General features: G+C 50.9%; 17 protein-coding genes and 1 pseudogene. 1 reads left to right on the top strand and 17 read right to left on the bottom strand.

Going from position 1 to position 17,331, the window contains the following annotated elements:
- From ACJTMZ_RS08720 to ACJTMZ_RS08655, 14 genes are all read right to left on the bottom strand, one after another.
- On the bottom strand, positions 1-1,212 hold the full coding sequence (locus tag ACJTMZ_RS08720) for an ADP-ribosylglycohydrolase family protein (RefSeq protein WP_033487530.1): 1,212 nt from the start codon (positions 1,210-1,212) through the stop codon (positions 1-3).
- Entirely contained in the window at positions 1,209-2,609 is a 1,401-nt protein-coding gene (locus ACJTMZ_RS08715) for an extracellular solute-binding protein (RefSeq protein ID WP_252010949.1), read from the bottom strand. The genes ACJTMZ_RS08720 and ACJTMZ_RS08715 overlap by 4 nt, the downstream gene beginning before the upstream one ends.
- Before the next feature lie 12 nt (positions 2,610-2,621).
- The gene (locus ACJTMZ_RS08710; protein ID WP_408626909.1) at positions 2,622-3,521 is read right to left on the bottom strand and encodes a carbohydrate ABC transporter permease; all 900 of its coding nucleotides are present in this window, start codon (positions 3,519-3,521) and stop codon (positions 2,622-2,624) included.
- Positions 3,521-4,444 (bottom strand): ABC transporter permease subunit, encoded by a 924-nt coding sequence (locus ACJTMZ_RS08705; protein ID WP_252010948.1) that lies wholly within the window; start codon positions 4,442-4,444, stop codon positions 3,521-3,523. The genes ACJTMZ_RS08710 and ACJTMZ_RS08705 overlap by 1 nt, the downstream gene beginning before the upstream one ends.
- Positions 4,445-4,565: 121 nt before the next feature.
- On the bottom strand, positions 4,566-5,804 hold the full coding sequence (gene rbsK, locus ACJTMZ_RS08700) for a ribokinase (RefSeq protein ID WP_323618206.1): 1,239 nt from the start codon (positions 5,802-5,804) through the stop codon (positions 4,566-4,568).
- 556 nt (positions 5,805-6,360) lie between these two features.
- The gene (locus ACJTMZ_RS08695) at positions 6,361-6,570 is read right to left on the bottom strand and encodes a DUF5983 family protein (RefSeq protein WP_338319407.1); all 210 of its coding nucleotides are present in this window, start codon (positions 6,568-6,570) and stop codon (positions 6,361-6,363) included.
- Positions 6,567-6,947 (bottom strand): TA system toxin CbtA family protein, encoded by a 381-nt coding sequence (locus tag ACJTMZ_RS08690; RefSeq protein ID WP_338319408.1) that lies wholly within the window; start codon positions 6,945-6,947, stop codon positions 6,567-6,569. The genes ACJTMZ_RS08695 and ACJTMZ_RS08690 overlap by 4 nt, the downstream gene beginning before the upstream one ends.
- Positions 6,948-6,977: 30 nt before the next feature.
- Positions 6,978-7,304 carry a type IV toxin-antitoxin system YeeU family antitoxin gene (locus ACJTMZ_RS08685; RefSeq protein WP_338319409.1) on the bottom strand — a complete coding sequence of 109 codons (327 nt, stop codon included), beginning with the start codon at positions 7,302-7,304 and terminating at the stop codon, positions 6,978-6,980.
- Positions 7,305-7,314: 10 nt separating this feature from the next.
- Positions 7,315-7,782 carry a RadC family protein gene (radC, locus tag ACJTMZ_RS08680; protein WP_338319410.1) on the bottom strand — a complete coding sequence of 156 codons (468 nt, stop codon included), beginning with the start codon at positions 7,780-7,782 and terminating at the stop codon, positions 7,315-7,317.
- A gap of 14 nt (positions 7,783-7,796) precedes the next feature.
- Positions 7,797-8,216, bottom strand: coding sequence for an antirestriction protein (locus tag ACJTMZ_RS08675; RefSeq protein WP_338319411.1), 420 nt, complete (start codon positions 8,214-8,216; stop codon positions 7,797-7,799).
- Between the two features lie 125 nt (positions 8,217-8,341).
- Entirely contained in the window at positions 8,342-8,785 is a 444-nt protein-coding gene (locus ACJTMZ_RS08670) for an IrmA family protein (protein WP_408626908.1), read from the bottom strand.
- Between the two features lie 53 nt (positions 8,786-8,838).
- Complete coding sequence (locus tag ACJTMZ_RS08665) at positions 8,839-9,468, bottom strand: hypothetical protein (protein ID WP_408626907.1); 630 nt, start codon at positions 9,466-9,468, stop codon at positions 8,839-8,841.
- A 5-nt stretch (positions 9,469-9,473) separates the two neighbouring features.
- A complete protein-coding gene (locus ACJTMZ_RS08660) occupies positions 9,474-10,175 on the bottom strand; it encodes a WYL domain-containing protein (protein ID WP_039270018.1) in 702 nt (233 codons plus the stop codon).
- Positions 10,176-10,387: 212 nt separating this feature from the next.
- On the bottom strand, positions 10,388-11,263 hold the full coding sequence (locus ACJTMZ_RS08655) for a GTPase family protein (protein ID WP_338319414.1): 876 nt from the start codon (positions 11,261-11,263) through the stop codon (positions 10,388-10,390).
- A 157-nt stretch (positions 11,264-11,420) separates the two neighbouring features.
- On the opposite strand from ACJTMZ_RS08655, the pseudogene ACJTMZ_RS08650 reads away from it, so the two are divergent.
- Positions 11,421-11,790, top strand: a pseudogene (locus tag ACJTMZ_RS08650) (IS3 family transposase); the annotation flags it as partial.
- A 142-nt stretch (positions 11,791-11,932) separates the two neighbouring features.
- Here ACJTMZ_RS08650 and ACJTMZ_RS08645 read toward each other — a convergent pair.
- The 3 genes from ACJTMZ_RS08645 to ACJTMZ_RS08635 are packed head-to-tail and all read right to left on the bottom strand — an operon-like array spanning position 11,933 to position 17,294.
- Entirely contained in the window at positions 11,933-15,958 is a 4,026-nt protein-coding gene (locus ACJTMZ_RS08645; protein ID WP_408626906.1) for a hypothetical protein, read from the bottom strand.
- Positions 15,959-15,972: 14 nt separating this feature from the next.
- Positions 15,973-16,380: a DUF6375 family protein gene (locus ACJTMZ_RS08640; RefSeq protein WP_338319416.1), complete on the bottom strand. Its 408-nt coding sequence runs from the start codon at positions 16,378-16,380 to the stop codon at positions 15,973-15,975.
- Positions 16,377-17,294, bottom strand: a complete 918-nt coding sequence (locus ACJTMZ_RS08635) for a radical SAM protein (protein WP_029570505.1) — start codon at positions 17,292-17,294, stop codon at positions 16,377-16,379. The genes ACJTMZ_RS08640 and ACJTMZ_RS08635 overlap by 4 nt, the downstream gene beginning before the upstream one ends.
- Between the last annotated feature and the right edge of the window lie 37 nt (positions 17,295-17,331).

Raw genomic sequence — 17,331 nt, 5'->3', positions numbered from 1 at the left:
TTACTCTCCTCGCCCGGCGGTGTGGCCTGGCTGCAATAATGGCATGACGTGCTGGCGGTAAAGCGCCGCCGCAGCGAGATCCTGCTGGATAATGCTTTGTGCTGATTCGCTGAAGCGCAGCGCGGCCGTACGCAGATCCAGGCGGTTGGCGCTATCAATACCCGCCAGCACCTCAGGTTCGACAATGGCTTCCCCGTGCAGCGCGCCTAAAATCGCGCCGCTCATCACCCCGATAGAGTCGGTATCACGGCCTGAATTGATAGCGTCTTCCACCGCCCCGCGAAACTCGCCTTCGCGCAGCAGGCAGAAGGCCAGCGCCATCGGCAGTTCCTCAATCGACATCAGACGCGAGGGCTGGTAGGCCATGGTCGGGACGCCCGCTTTTTCCGGGCCGTGCATCAGGTCATCACCCATCGGTGAGAAGGGCAAAAGCGCATCGTGCAGGGCGTCAACGACCTGTTGATAATCCCATGCGGTTCCACGGTAGCGATGCGCGACCTCAAGCGTTGCCGCAATGGCCTGGCGGGTGCCGTCTTTAGCCAGTTTCAATGCGATGTTGGTGATAGCCTCAATGGTGATGCCAGGAATAAATGCCGCTGCAACGCAGGCGGCGAAGACCCCGGCGGCCTCCAGCCCATAGCTCTGCTGATGCCCCTGGGTGAAATTAATGGCTTCCTGGTAAGCTGCCTCAGGGTTGCAGGCATTAATAGCTCCGATGGGGGCGGCATACATGGCTGCGCCGCAGTTCACCATATTGCCCACGCCGCCCTGGCGCGGATCGCAGGCGGCCAGTTGCAGACGATGGAAGATCCATTTTTCCGGATAAAACAGGCGCTCAATAACCAGCGCTTCCCGATCGAGTTCCGGCACCCAGCGCGGTTCCCAGGCAATCTTCCGCACAAAAGACTCCCCCATATCCCACGCATCAACGTGACGGCCCAGCTCGCTGTAAACCTCCATCAGGCAGAGCGTCATCAGCGTATCGTCGGTGATGATACCGTTGCCGCGTACGCGGTTGTTGCGCCGTGCGGACGGCTCGTCCATCCGGTGCCAGCGCTGGTGGATGGAGGTGACGCGGCCATATTTCTCCGCGATTTGCCGGGCGGAGAGTTTCTCAACCGGTCCGCCTAAGGCATCACCGAACGCCACGCCATACAGCATGCCCAGAATGCGGGACGTGAACGATAAATCAGCGGCTTGAGTAACGGTCATTTTAATTTTTCCTCTGCATATTCGGTCATGGCGTTTCCACCTGCGGCTTTCCAGGCGCTGACATACTGATCCCACTGATCAAATGACGCTTTGCCAGAGACAAACTGGTACGCCCACTGGTTATAAATACTGCTGGTTGAGTCGATGGCGGCGGCAAACGACGCCGGGAAGATAAAGGCGTTATCCGCCGTAAAATAACGTTGTGAATTGTCGATATAGCGCAGCATCGCGGGCGTCCGCCACTCCACCGGCGGCTTCCAGTTGGCGGCCTGGATAAACCGCGGATACCAGGCATTAATTTTTGGCGTCACGTTTATCGTGTTGCCCTTACGAACGTAGTGCGTGTTCTCGAAGCCCATCTGCTCCATCATTTGCCCTTCCGGGCTTGCCAGAAAATCGAGCAGGATCATCACTTCCTTTTTATGTTTCGAGAGCGAGGACATGGCAAAGCCGCGCGTTTCCATGGAAACATCTGTCGCCGCCAGCCCTTTACCTGCCGGGCCTTCGGGTGGGTCGAGCAGGGTGAGGGTGGCGTCAGGATGGATCTGACGCATCTTTTCCTGGTACACGCCGACGTTGCCTGGCGATGAGACGGATACCACGCCAACCTTGCCGGTATAAAACTCATCTTCTTTTAGCTCCCAGTTGGTGGTGATGTATTGGGAGGAGAGCAGTCCTTTCTGATACAGAGAATGGTAGAACTCCAGCTTGCTCCGCTCCTGCGGGCTTATCTGGGCGTTGATCAGCTTGCCCTGGTCGTCCTTGAGCCAGGTGGCGTGAATGCCAAACGCCGGGTTCATAAAACCGTCGAGATCGCGCAGGTCTTTCTCGGAGGTGATCCCCCAGCTATCCGTCTTACTGTCGCCGTTGTAGTCGCCGGCGTGGATCGCATTGAACAGCGTGACGTACTCCGCCAGCGTTTTGGGTGATGCGCTGAATCCGCTCTTCTGTAACCAGTCCTCACGGATCACCGGCTGGCGCGCGCGCAGGGGAAAGACATACAGCAGGGTCGGATGGTTTTGCAGGCGAAGCCGGTTGTGCGGCCACAGCGCCTCTTTCAGATAGCGGGTTTGCGCAATCCACGGACGCCAGTCTTCAAGAATGCCCTGTTCAACCATCTTCTGGTCGCTGCCGTTGAAATAGATCAGATCAGGGATGGTGCCGGAGAGCAGCATCACGTTCAGCACGTCGGAGTAGCCGGAAGACGACAGGTTGACGATCTCAATGTGGATATCGTGTCCCTGGCGTGCCAGCGCCTGCTCGATTCGCTGAATATGCGCGACATCTTCGCGGTTGGTGGTCAGCAGATCTTTTTCCACAATCCGGATAGTGACCGGCTCGGCCCAGGCGGCCTGGCATAACAGCAGGCCGCAGGCGATTGCTGTGAATAATTTCATCGTCATCTCCTGTTAACCCTTCACCGCGCCGGACATGGTCCCTTTGGTGAAGAAGCGCAAAATAATCGGGTAGATGGCAATCAGCGGGGCGATGGTTAAGGTGATCATCCCGGCTTTCAGCGCCTTGATGCTGATCTGGCTGGCATCGGTGTAGTTCGACATGCTTTCGACGCCTACCATCGCCAGCTTATCGCCCTCGACGACAAACTGACGCAGCACCACCTGCAACGGCCATTTGTCCGGGTCGTTGAGGTACACCATGGCGCGGAAAAACTCGTTCCAGTGCAGCACCATGTAAAATAACGTGATCATGGCAATGGACGATTTGGCGACCGGCATAATGACGTACCACAGCGTCTGGAACGGGTTCGCGCCATCGAGTTCGGCGGCTTCCAGCAGCTCCTCCGGGATCTCTTCGAACAGGCGAACCAGAATAATCAGGTACAAGGCGAAGACGGCGCGATACAGGATGACGGACCAGTAGCTGTTCAGTAGCCCCAGCTTTTTCATCACCAGAAAATCGGGGATGATGCCCGGCTCAAAGACGATGGTGAACAGGACAAACATAAACAGCCAGCGGCGTCCCGGCAGGCGTTTTTGCGCCAGCGCCCAGGCCAGCAGCACGGTGAAAACTACGTTGATGATGGTGCCCACCACGGTAATCAGCATCGCATTGCCAAACCCGCGCAGCACGGCTTCGTTGGTCAGCAGCAGCTTCCAGACGTCCAGCGAAAAGCCCTGCGGAATAATTTCCAGGCCGCTCATGCCGGGCACGTTTGCCGGGCTGGAGAAGGATATCGCCACCAGGTTGAGGATCGGTTGTAGCGTCACGACAACCAGCAGCATCAGTACCGAGAGAATAAGCACGTATTCGATGCGCTCAAAAGGGGTGCTTCGTGATGAGATGCGCATTACCAGACTCCTTTACCCGTCAGGCGTTTTGAAACGTTATGTGCCAGCACGATAAGGATCATGCCGATCACGCCTTTGAATAACCCTGCGGCGGTCGCCAGCGAGAACTCCCCGGTGCGCAGGCCCATGCGGTAGACGTAGGTGTCGATGATGTCTATCTGACCGTTCACCACGTCGTTGGTCATGTTGAAGACCTGATCAAAACCCTGGCTCAGGAACAGCCCGACGTTGAGGATAAACAGCGTGGCGATGGTCGGGGTGATAGCGGGCAGGGTGATGTGCCAGATTTTGCGCCAGCGCCCGGCACCATCCATTTCCGCGGCTTCATACAGTTGTGGATCGATGGCGAGGATCGCCGCGATGTAAAGTAATGAGTCCCAGCCCGCGCTGCGCCACATTTCAGTGAACACCAGTACCCAGCGGATAGAGCCGCTGTCGGTCATAAAGGGGATCGGGTCATAGCCCATCGATTTAATAATGTCGTTAACCGCGCCATCAACCGGCGAGAGCGTGGCAATCGCGATGCTGGCGATCACTACCCAGGAGAGATAGTGCGGCAGATAAATCACCGACTGGACAAATTTACGGTAACCGGATGAGCGCACTTCATTGAGCAAGAGCGCCACGATAATGGGAACCGGAAAAATAAAAATCAGCTTCATTGCGCCGATAATCACGGTGTTCTGTATCACCTGCCAGAAAACAGGGGATGACATCAGCGTGGCAAAATACTGCATCCCGACCCAGATATTCGGCGGGATAATACGGTACTGCTCAAACGCAATTTTGGTTTCCCAAATGGGTAAATAGTGCCAGATAAAATAATAGATAACTCCAGGCAGGGCCATCACGTAGAACGGCCACCACCGGCGTAACGTCTGGCGGCAACGTGCCATGCGGGATAGTGTTTGCTGGTGAGGCATGTTATTTACCTGCGGTATCGCGTCGCCGGGTTTAGATTCTGTCAGGGCTTTCATCGGACATACTCCCATTACTGAAATGGTTGTCGTGAATATAATCTGTGTTTGCAGAAATATGCGTGCGTTAAATTTTCTCGGTGAGAATTTTTTTATCGTTATATTGCGCGAGGCGGGTCAGGACATCTTTATATTCGGGCATATTTGATGCGCCTTCTTTTTCGACGGCCAAAGACGCGAAAGCACAGGCAAATTTTGCTGCATGAATAATGGATTCCCCTTTCGCCATCGCGGCGGCGAATGCGCCGTTGAAGGCATCGCCAGCACCGGTGGTATCCACACATACGGCTTTCAGCGCCGGGATATGAATAAATTGCTCACCGTCATAAATAAGCGCGCCTTTCGCTCCCATGGTGATGATGACGCGACCAACCCCTTTCGCTTTAATGGCTCTGGCGGCTTCCTTCGCGCTGGCAAGGTCCACGATATGAATGCCGGACAGCAATGAGGCCTCAGTCTCGTTTGGGGTCAGAAAGTCCACGTTCTTCAGGCAGCTAACCACATCAGATGACCAGGGGGCAGGGTTCAAAACCACCTTAATCCCGTTACGGCGGGCAATTTCAATGGCCCGAAAGGTAGCTGGTAGATTATTTTCCAGCTGGGTTAAAAAAATATCTGCGTTTTTCACTTCAGGGGTAATCGCTTCAACTTCATCGGCAGTAATGGACCGATTGGCCCCAGGGCTGATGGCAATCATATTTTCACCATCACTTTGACAAACATAAATAAGCGCGGTGCCGGTTTTCTGATCTTTATCCTGATAAAGCGTGAAGCTGTCGATAGCAGAAGATGAAAGATGTTCAAAGGCCATCTGACTAAACTGATCGTTACCCACCTTACCGACAAAATGGGTTTTAACATTGCATTTGCTTACGGCCAGCGCCTGATTGGCGCCTTTGCCGCCGGGTCCAATAATGGTATTTTCGGAAAAAATAGATTCTCCGCTTTGCGGGAAACGATCGACATTAGCAATAATATCAACGTTGAATGAACCCAGAATACAGACTTTACCTTTCATCTTTCGCCCTTTATGTCGGGATTTGATCGTTTTTCTTGACTGCGCGGAGTCAAAAAAATGAATGATATTGCTATCTAAATTATTGACTGATTGGGTATGAAAAATACGGCGTTTGATAATTGCCCCACCGTGGCATCGCTCAATGCCGCCTTCCTGCGCTAATAAGTTCAGGTCGCTGCGAATCGTTTCCCTGGTGACGTTAAATACTTTCGCAAGCTGATTCACCGTCGCCCGTTCGTACCTGTTAAGCCAGGTCAAAATTGCATAATGCCGTTCTTTATTGAGCATAAGGTCACCTCGGTAGTTATATTATTGTTTCCTTGTTGTTAATGTTTTGGTGTTGTTCACAGATCGTTCGATAAAACAAAAGGAAACGGAAATAAATGAGGTGATAACTATTTAATATCAATTGGTTATGTTGATTGCGTGAAGGGGGGTTGGGCTTTGATTTGCAGTGCGGGGATTACAACGATGGCATGGGCCATGACGCAACGTTAGATCTTTCTCGGGCGCTTTAGCACGCAGAACATTGGTGTAGGTCTGGGGGCTGTGGCTGATCCGGCATGAACCGGAATACCTGAACGTATAGCGATAATCGCCGGACTAAGTCGAATGGCTCGGAGAACGACAGACACAAAAAAGCCCGCAGGGCTTGCGCCGTGCGGGCTTTCAGGACTTCATCGGATGACTCTGGTATTCACCGATGGAGAATTTTGGTGGGCTGGCGGAGTCTGAATTGATCCGATAACCATATGAATTAAAAAATTAATTATTCAATTCAATTATTCTTTGGTGCCTAAGAAGGTGCCTAAAACTAATTTTCATTTTATCGGTCCGCTTGGCGTTATCTTACAAAGCTGCTTAGAAGAAGGCGAGAGCTGGTTTCGACAATCACTTCGCCGGGTTCCTCCGCGATACGAAGTCTAAGCCCTTGAGCATTAACGGCAGCTATCAGCTCAGCGATCTCGATACCGTCAACATCGACCGCGATTTTCCCCATGTTCAGCGCCAGCACATTGATGCTGTTAGCGTTAAGGTTCAGGCCGATTTTCACTGTGCTTCTCCTCCCTGATACCGGCCCGTTGTGATGCGGGTTATGTTGCTATAGCCGCTTCTTACTATCAGTCCGGTTGCACGACGGGCATGCAGAATGTCGATGGCACCAATTAGCGATGAGCGCTCGCTGAGGTTAAAACTGCTGTTGTCGGTGCGCACCAGTTCATACCTTTGCACAATGAAATTGACAGCATCACACAGAGAGATACGGGCGTTGATGTGCGCCTGAATTACGCTGTCATCGCCAAAAGGCGTATCGTTGAGCGTAAGGCCATAATGTTTATCTAGCAGATGTGTGAGCAGCAGCTGCCAGACCTGCACGGGCGACGGGCATGGCTCAGCCGCCCGTGGCTCGGATAACGGTAAAGTTTGCATTGGGTGTGTCCTGTTTTGGGAGGTGGCCGGTCAGCCGGTTACAGTCGAAGAGGGATAAATCGCGATGTAAACATAACCGTGTGAGCCAAGCGTGTCGGCTTCGCAGGTCAGTCCAATGTGATTCAGGGTAACACGTTGCTGAAGGCGAGGATTCAGCTCACCGGTTGTAAGCATCTGCTCCAGCTGTTTCATTATCAGCGGAAAAGCTTGGTCAAGGCGTAGTGCTTCATCGTCGCTGAAGTCGCCGGTAAATCCTGCCCGGTCAGCCAGAAAGTGCAGTCGGTTGCCTTCCTGCACCAGCCTAGCATCGAAGCTCGGCGTTTTACTGCACGTAAGCCCCCATTGTTGAGAATGCATTTGTCCTCCTTCAGGACAAGCCGCGTTCGGCGAACGAGACAATCTCTTTGCTGCCGATAATCAGATGGTCCAGCACGCGCACCTCAACCAGCGCCAGCGCTTTTTTCAGCCGTTCAGTGATGCGTCGGTCTGCGTCACTGGGCTCGGCATACCCGGAGGGATGGTTGTGGGCAAAGATGACCGCAGCGGCGTTGTGCCGCAGTGCGGCTTTAACCACTTCGCGGGGATGAATTTCCGTGCTCGCGATGGAGCCGTGAAACAGCGTTTCGTATGCCAGTAGCCGGTTCTGATTGTCCAGGAACACCACCATGAACACTTCACGCTCCAGCCCTGCGAGGTTCAGCCGCAGCCAGTCGCGGGTAAGTGATGCTGAGGTAAACGACACGCCCGGTTCACGCAGGTGATTTTCGATCAGCGTCAGGGCGCGTTTTATGGTGCGGTGTGATGAAAGAGGAAGAGATAATGCAGTCGTTTCCATAACGTCCTCCGGCATCAGTCGATTATGTGCATGATGACGCTGCTTTCAGGATGGCTCAGCGCAAATTCGCGCAGGCGATAGTAGTGTTCGCTCATGGCGGGACTGTCGGTTCTGCAGGCGTGGTGGCTCCAGTTCAGCAGGCAGACTGCGATGCCAGCGGCTTCGCTGCTCATCTCCGCGCAGTTGCCATTCAGTTTGTTGAACATGGCCCGGTTATCCTCACTGTCGGGTGCGATGAAGGCACCACCGTTGCTGAGCGTGTAATAATTCCAGTATCCGCCGTTGTAGGCTTCACACAGGCGATCCATCCAGGCGAAGGCGCGGGGCTCCAGCAGCATCCACTGGGAGATTTTGCCGAAGTGCTTGGGCCAGAAGTTAAGACGCTGCCTGTCGGGTACAGGTGATGCGGTGACGGGTGATGTGATTTGATTCATGGTGATTCCGTATGAGTAGTTTGAAAACAAAAAGGCCATGCTTCCCGTAGGAGGCATGGCCTGGCATGTTTTAAGTGAGTGGTAGCTGAGGTGTGGCAGATGCCCGTCTCAGCCAACCGCGACGATTAATTCACGGCAACTGATACTGACAATGGCTGGTAATACTGCGGATCGAAGATGGACAGTGGCAGATCAGTCTGATGACCTGCACGTAATTCAGTTACCTTCAAAATTTCAACGGTACTGACACCTTCAACACATTCATGCTCCAGAAAAGCGTCCTGTGAACGTGTTGCGTCGCTTTTTCCAAAGGGACCAACTTCCATGACGCCCTGCGCGAGCGTTTTGCCAGCCTTGTCTTTCAAATCCAGTGACACATTCAGTTGGCCGAAACCTGTCCCACTTCCGCCGTTATCGAGGCGAAACTGATAAACACAAATATTGCCGGGAGTCCAGACAGTATCGGTGTTACGGATACTGATGTAGCGTTGTTCGTCGGCCTGTGCGGGTTGCAAATGGCACCACGTCAAACCAGCGATGAAAGGTAGGGCTTTAAGAAATTGGTTCAAAAATGATGCTCCTGATTTTGGTAAGGGATCGCTTTGCTGTTGTTGGAAGGCCCTTAGCAGTTGCCAGTACGACGGCATAGCTCCGTCAAACTTTGTTGTGCTACCCATTGTTGTAACTTCCGATCTTCTTCCGAACGTTTAGCTGCCAGAGCAGCCTGCTGCTGCTTGTTCACACAATTATCCGGCATGACCATAACGACTTTCGGGGTCATCTGCTGTCTGATCTTTTTTGCTTTAGCATCGATATCATCAACTGGCGGGTAGCTAAGAAGATCATCAATCGCTTTTTGTCGTGCTGAAGATTGATTGTCGATAATAGCGAAATAGCATCCTTCACCTTTGTCTTTTCCCTGATAGACCGTTTCAATGTCATTGTAGGTTTCACCTACAGGCTCTATTTTCAGTTGGCGAATCGTGTGCGTCTTTTTATCGGCAAGAAAAAGCGCACCACCACCACGGACACGTAACAGAAACTGTTTCGTCCACGGATAGTTATCAATCACACTGGCCTGATAGAGCATGTTGTGCAGTATGTTGTCATCCATACCATCGGCAGATTTCCAGCCTTCAGCCTGCATGTATTGCCAGGCTTTAACAGTTCCGACAATATTTCCAGCTTCAGTTGGGAAAACAGCCCCCAAGAAAAAGCTGGCAGCCAGCGCTGTAGTAGTAAGCAGTTTCATAATGATTATTCCTTTTGATGTATAAGGCCGCAGTTGGTTGCGACTAGCATTGAATTGAAAAAGCGAAAGAGGGGTAAAGCCTGAAGAAAATCCGGGCGTGAGAGGATGTCACGCACAGTGATATCCGGGGAAAAACTGTCTTTATGGAGCGTGATTGCCCGAATATCCGTCAAAGGAAAGACGACAATCCGTGCCTGATGCTCTCCCGTCAGATACCACTCGCCTTCACGCAGAACCAGCCGGTAGGGAGCGAGACCTGTACAGCGGCAACCTTTACCGAGCAGCGTCACCTTTCGATGTTCAGATACCGCGCTCACCAACCGAGTAAACACGCCTGAGTCTGGTGATGAAGCCTGAGCTGCTCCCTGCCAGATAAGGCAAGGAGACTCCCCTGGTCCGCTCAACAGTGAACTGACCAGATGGTTATCCATATCTGGAAACAGTGCTTCAACGCCTGACTGGCGAGCAAATGTCATTACCGCCAGCTCTCTCTGTCGGCTACCGGATAACAAACGGCATCGGCCTTTACGATACTCCAGGTCCAGATACATCAGTCTTTCCCGAAAGTCCCGGCGCAGGGTTCGAACCGACACACCAAATTCAGTTGCCAGCGCTTGCAAATCCAGTGTTTCGCCAGCCACCAGACGGCTGATAATTAACGACAGTCGGACGGCAAGCCGATCATGACGACGTTCAACCTGAGCCATGAGGCAGGTTCTCCAGTGAGATAATTAGCTGAAAATAAAAAGAATATCTTAGCGAGGGTGTGGGACAGGGAATGGACACCAGACGACGTATTTTTTACAGTTGCCAAAATCAACTGTGACGGGGCGTCAAGGAGAAACAGTCGAAATTCAGCGCCTTATAAAACGCCAGAACGGACAGGATATGTCCCGAGGATAATGGCAGGTAGGCCAGCTCAGAAGAAAATCCAGTCCCAAACGGCTCGAGCAACGGACACCACCGTCTCACGGACAGTACGGATGACCGCTTTTAGTGGCGAGGGTACAAATGATGCCGCTTCCGCAGAATCAAACACTTCTCCGACCGCATTACCAAAGCCCTCACGAGCCTGCTTTTTTACCAGTTCACTGCATAACCTCCCATGCAGTTGTACCGCCAATGGGCTGGTGGCACGATCCGGCAGGCAACGCATCATCGTTTCTACCGTTGATGGCAGATTCCATTCTGTTCTCGCTGAGACAACGCACACAGGATGGTGTGGTGAAAATAGCTGACGAATGGACTCCAGCTTGGCCTCGATATTAACCGACTGGTCCGGTGATGGCGCATTGCCGGTGACATTCCACTCATGGCTGGGCTCTATTTTGTCAGCCTGGTTAACGATAAAAAGTGTCCGATGCTGGTGGTCAGTCATCACTCGCTTGTAGAAGCGTTCATCGACGGAGAAAGCACGATCATCGGCTTTGATTACCCACAGGATTAAATCCAGCCCAGGGAGGATTCGGCGATATAAAGATTCATATTCTTTATCCCGTTGCTCACTCTCACCTACACCGGGTAAATCTACGAGTATTAGGCTGTGGTGAACACTGCGCAGCCGGAATCGCAGCACGTCGCGGGTACAGGCACTGATATCGCTGATGGGCGTAACCTCACTTTGGAACAGAGCATTGCAGAGCGACGATTTCCCTGCGCCTGTTTTTCCCATAATGCCGATGACCGGTTCGTAGTGAGTGAGCTTTTGAATATGGTCAAAAATATGTTTGCCAATGGCGTGGGGAAGTGATGCCAGTGGCTTTTCGATGGCCTGCAGACCTTCTGATTTTTTCACGATACGACCTCAGTAGAAAAACAAAACCCCTGAGGCAAGAAGGCGTCAGGGGGGATTCATGGAGATAATATCTATCTGAAATTATTTTGATGAGCAGAGTTATTCGCACAATACGGCTTTCTCAATGAGTTAAACAATTGGTAGTAGGTCTGACCTTATTGTGCTGAATGCACTGCTGATGGCGCTGTGGAGACGTAATCCACAAAAACAGGTGCTGATACATTCGGACCAAGGCAGTCAATATACAAGCCACGAGTGGCAGTCATTCCTGAAGTCACATGGTCTGGAAGGGAGTATGAGTAGACGTGGCAACTGTCATGATAATGCCGTTGCCGAAAGTTTTTTTCCAGCTTCTCAAATGTGAGCGGATAAAGAAAAGGATCTACGGAACGCGGGAAGAAGCCCGAAGCGATATTTTTGATTACATCGAAATGTTTTATAACAGCAGGCGTCGACATGGTTCGAGCAATCAGGTATCGCCGAATGAATATGAACAGCAGTATTATCAACGGCTCGAAAGTGTCTAGATTACCCGTAACGATTCAGAAGGCTTCGAAGTGAAGCCTTCTACTTTCAGATGAGATACCGAATAAGATCCTCAAAGTTTACGGGTGAAAGATTTCTGAATTCGTAACTCATATAGCGACTCCGCCCGCAATATTTTGGTTACTAGCACTCAGAAGCTACCTGATGGATATGAATACGCTTGTGAATATGTTGGTGATTCACGTAATACCTGTGCAAATTGTGCGTCTTGTTGGAGCGGTAATGAAAACCACGCTCCCCCCACATAAGCCATACCAATACCTTGCCGGATTGCATCAAGTAACGATCAAGTAGATCACGGCGCAGATAACTGACTGAGCCACTGACAGCCGAATCATACTCGCCAACTTTGCGGTACAGTGATGCCACACCTGCTGCATCATGCAAATCCCATGTGTTTGCACGGTATCTGAGATTCAAAGCCTCACAAAGTTGCTTTGAGGGTAGGCTCGCACCGCTGCTTTGGTTCTCCACGCTATGGTAACTCTCCCAGTTGTATTCCTGCACAGTGATATCTACCGCAACGCCATTGCCTGACCATCTGTCTGCGGACACCAAATTTTCATCACTATCATCCTCTTGTTCATTTGCGACTAGCAGCCCCGGAATCGACGAGAAAGGCATCTCACCAGCATAGGTGTAATAGTAGCCAGGAGAATCAGGGATGGCGCTGTTGCCAGGATATTCAAGATCAGTGAACAACCTACATAGATTGTCAACTTCTTGGCTATCTACGAATACTCCTCGCAGGAAAGTGAAAATCTGCCGGTCATCCGAGGTAGCATTTTGCTCAACAAAACCGTCAAGTAGGATCCATGGCCCCGTCAGACCATCAATTTCCGTAATCTCAAGGATGCTACGGTAGTCAGGTTGCGGACCCCTCATAATCCAATCCCCATCATCCGACGACTGTTCGCTGAACAAGGCTGGAAGTGGCAAATCAATGCTCACAGCGTCTAGCGGGAACGTCGGGTCGATATCTGCGTCCGATGGACGAGCGCTGCGTTCTTCGGAAAGGAGGCCCTGCGCGTATCGCAGTCCCCACATCTCGAAGTAAGCTATCCAGCCGTACTTTTTGCCATATCGATCAATTTTGTGTTTGTCTTCTCCCATTCGAGAGCCGGAATACATTTGCCGATCAATAGCTTCGAACTGCTCAGGGTCATAACCAAGCACCAGCATTCGAGAAATAATTGCCTTCAACACCTGTTGGTATTCTGGGTTGCTGTCATCGTAGTTCGATCTATGTGGAATAAGTCTCCCAATCGTATAGTTGCCGAAGTCCATTCGAATCGCTGCGCTCTGCGCTTGCTTGATGACTGCTGTATCGTACTGACGAATGCTTTTAAATACGTTAGGCAGATGGCTAAAAGGCGGAACAAGATGAGCAGCTTCATCCTCTGAAAAACAATTTGGATCTACCATCCTTGCAATGGCAATGATTCCCAGGCAGTACTGTTGATATAACGCATGCCAAGTAGGAGCTGTAGCATCAGGTACAAACATGGTTTGGTAAATCTCACGAGCGAACCGTGGCAACGCATCATGTAACTCTACTGCATTGATATCCGACCAAGTGGTCAGGACTGCACCGTAGGCTGCGGCGAACACTCGCTCGGGGACATATGGGTCTGAAACTGCATTTGTCTCCATCGCCAACCGGAAAAACTCTTCTGGCCGCCTGATGGCAAATTCATACAGGGCTTTGGTAGCCATATCCCGCAAAGCTCTGGATGTCGTCGTCAATGTCCACATCACCCAGCGAACTCTCCGAAGTTCACGCTCATCCAGATGACCCAATTTCCATCTCGTCGACAAGAATTTTAAGTCATCTTTAACTTGTTCAGATTTTTGACGAATCCACTCGGACCAAAAAAGATCGCGCTGAGTATTGGACATCGCCATTAGCACATCATGCAAAAAGCTCATATCAAACGGATGTGCTAGTGCAGCCCTGATGCTCCGTAGCTTCTCGAAGGCAAATTGTGCAAATCGCTTCGACTCCTGCATAGCTTGAGCAAATCGTTCAACAGTAGCTCGCCCGATATATCTTGGGTCCGATTGCGTCGTCAATAACAGAGCGTTCATAACGAGTATATCATCCGACAAGTCTTGCCAAAGCTGCCGCCTACCAGAGTGTTGCGGATACAGATCAACCAGAGCCCGGAATACGTCATAAGCGAAGGTATGCGAATCAGGTCCATGAGATTTAAATTTCGCGCTCCCTTCATCGCTTTTTAACCATTGGACCAACTCAGGCTTCCTGAGCAGGTGGTGCGCCATCATATGTCCGGCCATTAGGTCGTATGCAAACGCAACTCCTTGCCTACCTTCTTGAGAAATAGTCCTAACTAGTATGCCTTCAGACTCCAATGCACGAATAATACTATCGTTCCACCCCATATCCCGAACTGCCGCCCGTGTAGCTTGAAAATCCACACTTCTCGCATTGTTATCCCAAAGAAGACCCGCGATCGTCAGTAGTGCATCCTGAACGTCATCTTGATAAATGCGATGCATCGCCGGTGAAAGCTCAGCGACTCGTGCGGCAACCTTGTTAAAATGTGCTTCGAACAGGCTTGCAAGCGAACGGGGCAATGCTTCCACTCCGACAATATGCTGACGAGGAGAATTTGCTACTTCGCAAAAAATTCTCAGTGTTAAGGGGTGCTGCAAGAGTTCGACTGGTAGATCCGCATCGGTAGCATCGATCTTGTAGTACTCAAAGTACTTGTCAAATGCTGTCTTCGGATCTTCCTGAAACCCGTTATGTTCAACTTGGGGAAACCCCTCAGGCAGACACATCTGGGCGAATTCATTGCGAAGAGTGACAACTAACAAGACATAAGGAAAATTCTTTAGAAGCTCATCCGCTCGGGATAATTCATCCCTCCAATTTCTCGGATCTTCCGCCTCATTCAGACCGTCAATAACAATAGGTATGCGTTTGCCTGCACGCTGGCCTGCCGCATCTACGGCCTCAATCAGGCGGTCGAAACTTTCTGCTGGCCTCCCAGAAATCTTGAAGGCAGTTACGAGATCATCAAGCCCTTGACCTGAATGAAGATTCTTACCCAATAGGAGGATTCCCCCTGGGAATTCCCCTTCTGGCTGGGTTACCTTGACTGCAAGTTCAGATTTACCTTCACCTGCCGCCGCAAGTACAGCAACTGCCCGAGCACCAATTGACTGCTCCAGACTGCGGAGAACAGACGAAACCATGTGAATATCTGCAACCAAATTAGCGGTTAACGGAGCCCCGTCAAAGCGAACTCCACGCAATTTCGAAAGTAGCCTGTCATAACGTACCGGCTGACGAGGATTTGAAACCAACGCTTGATGTACAGAGTTAAAGTCACCTTTGCCGAGCGCTGTGTGTAAACCATCAATAAACTCAGTCAACCCAATAACCCGGGACAGGAGTAATTCAACTTCAGTCCTGAGCTCAATTTTGAGTTGCTCAGTAACCGAAGCAATGCTCGTATAATTCTTTTTTAAAGCGTTTGAGAGTTCTTCCAGAGATTCCCATGCGTTTTGGCTGCACAGATGCCTGAATATATTCTCCTCAGCCCCCACCGCTACATGAACGTCTGGCTGGTAGCGGTTCTTAAATGGAGCCACGGCAAGCTTATACTGCTCAGCAATTAGCTCTGGGGTTAGAACCAGTTCACCAAAGTAGGTTTCCCGTAAAAGCGCTCCCGGTCCGACCAAAAGATCTTCGATATCAGTAGCAGTGAGCAGTTCTAACTTCAATTCGGGGAAGCGGTCTCGCTCTAGCGCGAAAAACCACTCTTGATCACCTTTTGTTAACGTGTGATGAGTCCAAAGCTTCCAATTGGTTACTCCAGGGACATGCTTACGCGTCTTTTCGATACCTTCGATGATCTTGTTGCGGCGGGAGGCTCCCAAATCTTGTCCATTCACCAGCTCATACCACTTGCATTGCCAACCAATCCAGCCTGGTGGCGCACCGAGATCACAAGGCTCCGTCAGCTCGAGGTGAAACTCCACCCCAGGCTGATTTGCGAGTTGCTTAAAGCGACCGAAACGACCATAGTGTCGGCGAACCAGAGCGCGGCAAAGGTTTTCGAAGTTCACATCTGCTGCACCGGGCAGTTCGTTGAATACTTTCCAATTTACTTCAGGCATCAATGCATCCTCTGTCAACTGGCATCGCTGGAATCGGACGGATAGTCATGCGCTGAGAAAATCTCGACCTTTGCTCCAGCCTCGACAAACAGCTTCACGAACGCGGATACCTCTGCCTCATCAGTCGTTATTGTTATTCTATCGCCTTCACGATCTAGATGATGATCTGACACCAATTGACCAAGATCGGTTGGTCCTAAAGTGTGGAGTTTTAGGCTGCATAGTAATGAGAGCATTTCATCTGAAAACCGATGATTCTCTGGCTTATCAAAAGGGATCGAGTAACATTCATCTTTCTCCGCCTGAGTACTGAGCGTTTTAATATCCTTCTCGACCTTCTCTGCATCTTGCTCTTGCTTGAATTTTCCGATGAGAACTAAGTTCATCGAATGTTCAGATCCGTATCCGTTCCAAATTTTCATGATTGTGTCCCTTGTCCAATCTCTAAGGTATTTCTAAGCCGTTTAAGCGCGGACATAACACCAGTTTCTTCAATATACATACCTGTGGTTGAATAAGAACTCGTGCGCAATATCCCGGAAGCGTCTATATGCGCGTAGGCTTGAAGGCCTATCTCATTAGGTAGAGGGTCGCATATGGGGAGCCCTGACGCTCCCGCCTCACTTACTGCAAGTCGAACCTTTCCTCTATAGTTAGAGACCCAGTTTTGAAGCTCTCGGCCGACCAATTCGTCCATACTTGCGACTGCATTAGTTGCTTGCTGAGGTAACAACAGCAATTCACTAGCTCCAAACTGTTGCGCCAGCTCAGCCACTGCGTCAAGCTCAAAAATGGTACGCTCATTTATCACGATATTGATCCCAAAGGGCGACAATTTCGCAATCGACTCAATGCCTCTGAGTAAACTTGAAAACTGCCTTCCACGCTGTTCTTCGTAGGTATGACCTATCCCGTCAACGCTAATGCGCGCAAAGTGGATCGAACCTTTGAGGTTTTGAAACAATGGCTGGGTCAGACGGTGACCATGAGTCGTAAATGTGACTGCAAGATGAGTTTCCCCAGCAGCACGTTTGCATATTTCGACGAAATCAGGATGTAGTGTTGGTTCTCCGCCACCAAATCCGATACCGAGGCATCCTTCAGTATCCAGTTCTTTTAACCAAGTAAGCACTTGGTCAGTATGTAGCAATGCCTTGTGCTTGGGCGCAAAACAATGTGCGCAGTGGAGGTCACAAAGATTGGTGAGTGCTATTGAGACTTGACGGGGAGACATCGACCAAACTGTCCCCTGAGGGTGTAATTCGTCTAAGAGGATGTTCAAACCTGTATATCGATCGAAGAAATGCACTCCGTTTGGCCCGATTCTGGACTTCATAACACCAAGTTCCCCGCTGATTAAAACCTACCAAAGT

Origin of the sequence: Enterobacter sp. DN, from assembly GCF_046054285.1 — a bacterium.
Lineage (GTDB): Bacteria > Pseudomonadota > Gammaproteobacteria > Enterobacterales > Enterobacteriaceae > Enterobacter > Enterobacter hormaechei_C.
The sequence above is the reverse complement of the archived record's forward strand: the minus strand, read 5'-3'. Positions and strand labels throughout refer to the sequence as shown.